Here is a 4,482-nt window from a genome sequence, read left to right on the forward strand (position 1 = left end):
GTCGTCTTCGCATTCGTTTCGAACGTCGCGCTGATATTCATCAAGCATTCCTTAAACTTGGCTGCAGTCTGATCTGCTGGAGCAAACTTCAGCAGGCATCGCAGCCTTTATGAAACCGTCTCTTAACATGGTTTCAAAATTGCCAAAAAAGCCACCTTTTCACAGGTATCTTTTCTATTGGAATCCCTTATAATTGAAGCACTTATTTCATTTCTAAGCCAATCGCGACGGGTTATATACTGGCCCAGCACAATATTTCCGGCAGCCGAGACAGGCAGCCTGTGCATAGAGAACCAGCGGTTGATTTAGAAATGGAATTCCAACTTTCGGCGGCAGTCGCCACAGCGGCCGCCGTTTTCATTTATGACAATCAAACATTACCTGCAGTTTTCTGACTTTTCGCTGGACGAATACGAATACGTGATGGAGCGTAGCCGTCTCATCAAACGCAAATTCAAGAATTACGAACCGCACTACACGCTGCTTGATCGCACGCTGGTGATGGTGTTCGAGAAAAACTCGACCCGTACCCGCCTGTCGTTCGAAGCCGGCATGCATCAACTGGGCGGCGCGGCCATCTATCTGAACACACGCGACAGCCAGTTGGGTCGCGGCGAACCGGTGGAAGATGCAGCGCAGGTGATGTCGCGCATGTGCGATGTCATCATGATCCGTACCTTCGGCCAGGACATCATCGAACGCTTCGCCGCGCACTCGCGGGTGCCGGTCATCAACGGCCTGACCAACGAGCAGCATCCCTGCCAGGTACTGGCCGACGTCTTCACCTACATCGAGCACCGCGGTTCCATCGCCGGCAAGAAAGTCGCATGGGTCGGCGATGCCAACAACATGCTGTATTCGTGGCTGCAAGCGGCTCAGGTCTTCGGTTTCCACGTCAACGTATCAACCCCGAAAGGCTACGACCTCGACCCTGCCTTAGTCGCCGCGGACAACCAGCGCTACACGCTGTTTGCCAATCCGTCGGATGCCTGCGAGGGCGTCGATCTGGTTACCACCGATGTCTGGACCAGCATGGGCTACGAAGATGAAAACACCGCACGCCTGAAAGCCTTCGACGGCTGGATCGTCGATCAGGCCAAGATGCAACGCGCCAACGCCGACGCGCTGTTCATGCACTGTCTGCCGGCACATCGCGGCGAAGAAGTCTGCGCCGAAGTGATCGACGGCCCGCAATCGGTAGTGTGGGACGAAGCGGAGAATCGCCTGCATGCGCAAAAGGCGTTGCTCGAATATCTGGTGCTGGGAAAAGTTGCGCAGTAATCCATCATCAACTACACAGGCTTAGCGTGAGCGGCATCCAACCATTTCAACCTACCTAGAAATATCATGTCTAATATTCTGCAATCCGTTCCGGTCAACGAAAAAGTTGGCATCGCTTTCTCAGGCGGCCTCGACACCAGCGCGGCGCTGCATTGGATGCGCCAGAAAGGCGCTATTCCTTATGCCTATACCGCCAACCTGGGTCAGCCAGACGAGCCGGACTATGACGCTATTCCAAAGAAGGCCAAAGCCTACGGCGCTGAACTGGCGCGCCTGGTCGATTGCCGCGAACAACTGGTGGCAGAGGGCATCGCCGCGCTGCAAAGCGGCGCCTTCCATATCTCCACTGCAGGCGTTACCTACTTCAACACCACGCCGCTCGGACGCGCCGTCACCGGCACCATGCTGGTGGCCGCGATGTGCGAAGACAAGGTCGATATCTGGGGCGACGGCAGCACCTTCAAGGGCAACGATATCGAGCGTTTCTACCGCTACGGCCTGCTGGTCAATCCGAATCTGCGCATCTACAAGCCTTGGCTCGATGACAAGTTCATCCAGGAACTGGGCGGCCGCAAGGAAATGTCGGAATTCATGATCGCCTCGGGTTTCGATTACAAGATGTCGGTAGAAAAAGCCTACTCGACCGATTCCAACATGCTCGGCGCCACCCATGAAGCAAAGGATCTGGAGTTCCTGAATTCCGGCATGCAAATCGTTGAACCGATCATGGGCGTCGCCTTCTGGCGCGACGATGTAGAAATCAAGCGCGAGACCGTCACCGTGCGTTTTGAAGAAGGCCGTCCGGTCGCCCTCAACGGCATCGTGTTTGCCAACCAGGTCGAGCTGATGATGGAAGTCAACCGCATCGGTGGCCGCCACGGCCTCGGCATGAGCGACCAGATCGAAAACCGCATCATCGAAGCCAAGAGCCGCGGCATCTATGAAGCGCCGGGCCTGGCCCTGCTGTTCATCGCTTACGAACGCCTGGTCACCGGCATCCATAACGAAGACACCATCGAGCAATACCGCGAGAGCGGCCGCCGCCTGGGCCGCCTGCTGTATCAAGGCCGCTGGTTCGATTCGCAAGCGATCATGCTGCGCGAATCGGCGCAACGCTGGGTGGCGCGCGCCATCACCGGCGAAGTCACCATCGAACTGCGTCGCGGCAACGATTACTCGATCCTCAACACCGAGTCGGCCAGCCTGACCTACCATCCGGAGCGCCTGACCATGGAAAAAGGCGAAGGCGCGTTCTCGCCGCAAGACCGTATCGGCCAACTGACCATGCGCAACCTCGACATCAGCGATACACGCCAAAAACTGGCGATCTATCAAAGCACCGGCCTGCTGGCATCCAGCAACGCCGTATCTCTGCCGTTGCTCGATAAAGACGAAAAGAACTAAACATGACGACTCAATTCGACAATGTCAGCGTCCTCAAGCAGGGGAATGTCTATTTCGACGGCAAATGTGTTTCCCACACCGTCATTTTCGCCGACGGCAGCAAGAAGACGCTGGGCGTCGTCCTGCCGTCGTCGCTGAACTTCGGTACCGGCGTTGCAGAAGTCATGGAAATCACCAGCGGCGTCTGCCGTGTGCGCCAGAAGGACCAGCAAGACTGGGCCCAGTACACCGGCGGTGAACGCTTTGAAATCCCGGCGAATTCCAGTTTCGATATCGAGACGCTGGAAACCGTCAATTACGTTTGTCATTACGCCTGAGAGTTGATCCGCAGGCAAAAAAAGCCCCGGAGCAAACGCGCCGGGGGCAAAATCCTTTACCTTAGGGAGTGTAGGATGAGACAGGACGAAGCATAGCCAGTCGGTGTGACCCGGCTATGACAAGCGCCTCCGGCTCAAAAAATTTTTCGTTGCGATTAAATAAATATAGGTTCCGGCTCCAGCGCCACGCCAAATATTGTCATTACATCATTCTGCACCGCCTGCGCCAGACGCACCACGTCCTGCCCACTGGCGCCGCCGCGATTGACCAGCACCAGCGCCTGCTCTTCATAGACGCCGACATTCCCCAGATTTTTTCCTTTCCAGCCGCACTGGTCGATCAACCAACCGGCCGCCAGCTTGAAGCTGCCGTCTGCCTGCACGTAACTCACCAGTTGCGGATGCTGCGCCAGCAATGCGTGACGCTGGGCAGCGGGAACAATCGGATTCTTGAAAAAACTGCCAGCATTGTCCAGCAATAGCGGATCAGGCAGCTTGCGGGTGCGGATCGCAATCACGGCATCGCTGACATCACGGGCTGTTGGGTTATCCAGCCCCCGCGCGGCCAGTTCTTGTGCGACATCGGCGTAGCGCAGATTCGGCTGCCATTGTTTGGGTAAGGCAAACGTCACATCCAGCACCACCGCCCGATCGCGCAGGCTTTGCTTGAAGATGCTATCGCGATAGGCGAATGCACAAGCCTCGCGGTCCAATTGCAATATCTCGCCGCTATCCATGTCGAGCGCGGTCAGGCTATGGAAACGATCTTGCAACTCGCAACCGTAGGCGCCGATATTCTGGATCGGCGCGGCGCCGACGCTGCCGGGGATCAAGGACAGGTTTTCCAGTCCGCCGAATCCTTGCGCCAGGGTCCATTGCACAAAATCGTGCCAGTTTTCACCGGCGGCCACGCGCACATACACTGCTTCCTGGTCGCTGCCGACAATCTCGCGTCCGCGATTACACATATGCAACACCAGCCCGGGGAAATTCTGGGTCAGCACCAGGTTGCTGCCGCCGCCAAGCACCAGGCGCGGCATGCCAACGGCATCAGTATCAGCCCTGAGCGCCTGCAAGTCAGCGAGCGAGCCGACCGGTAAATATGCATGAGCGCTGGCATCGATACCAAAAGAGTTATGCGAACGCAGCGAAAAGTCGTATTGAAACGGCAGTTTGAGGGTAGTGGAAGTCATAGCATCGGAATTATATACGTAACCACCGCCGACAACCGCTCATGGCGGCGGCTATTGCATCCGGAAATTATCCCGATTAGCGGAAAATAGACGGCCGTGACCGACACCTCGGGTTTTTTGTCCGATAGAATGCGGATTAACCAAAGGCAGCGCCAGATTGAACTGAGCTTCCCTCGATTTTTCGTCGTCCAACAGGTGGCTTTTATGCCGCCTGTTTTTCCTGATGTTGCTCAGTGAGCCAGTCATCTAAATACTGGCAGGGTGAACGATAGCCAAGCGTCGAATGC

4 protein-coding genes and 1 pseudogene are annotated in these 4,482 nt (G+C 56.4%); 4 read left to right on the top strand and 1 reads right to left on the bottom strand.

The annotated features are described in order from the left end of the window. The 4 genes and pseudogenes from ACIQ0R_RS11440 to ACIQ0R_RS11455 form a co-directional block, all read left to right on the top strand. A pseudogene (locus ACIQ0R_RS11440) lies at window positions 1-113 on the top strand (IS5/IS1182 family transposase); the annotation flags it as partial. 250 nt (window positions 114-363) lie between these two features. After that, window positions 364-1,281 (top strand): ornithine carbamoyltransferase, encoded by a 918-nt coding sequence (gene argF / locus ACIQ0R_RS11445; RefSeq protein ID WP_395827455.1) that lies wholly within the window; start codon window positions 364-366, stop codon window positions 1,279-1,281. 66 nt (window positions 1,282-1,347) lie between these two features. Further along, window positions 1,348-2,685: an argininosuccinate synthase gene (gene argG / locus ACIQ0R_RS11450; protein ID WP_395827458.1), complete on the top strand. Its 1,338-nt coding sequence runs from the start codon at window positions 1,348-1,350 to the stop codon at window positions 2,683-2,685. Window positions 2,686-2,687: 2 nt separating this feature from the next. Further along, window positions 2,688-3,002, top strand: a complete 315-nt coding sequence (locus ACIQ0R_RS11455; RefSeq protein WP_395827462.1) for a pyrimidine/purine nucleoside phosphorylase — start codon at window positions 2,688-2,690, stop codon at window positions 3,000-3,002. A 155-nt stretch (window positions 3,003-3,157) separates the two neighbouring features. On the opposite strand, the gene murB is transcribed toward ACIQ0R_RS11455, so the two are convergent. Next, window positions 3,158-4,195 (bottom strand): UDP-N-acetylmuramate dehydrogenase, encoded by a 1,038-nt coding sequence (gene murB, locus ACIQ0R_RS11460; protein ID WP_395827465.1) that lies wholly within the window; start codon window positions 4,193-4,195, stop codon window positions 3,158-3,160. Between the last annotated feature and the right edge of the window lie 287 nt (window positions 4,196-4,482).

The organism is Collimonas sp. (assembly GCF_044339385.1).
In the GTDB taxonomy this organism is placed as follows: domain Bacteria; phylum Pseudomonadota; class Gammaproteobacteria; order Burkholderiales; family Burkholderiaceae_D; genus Collimonas.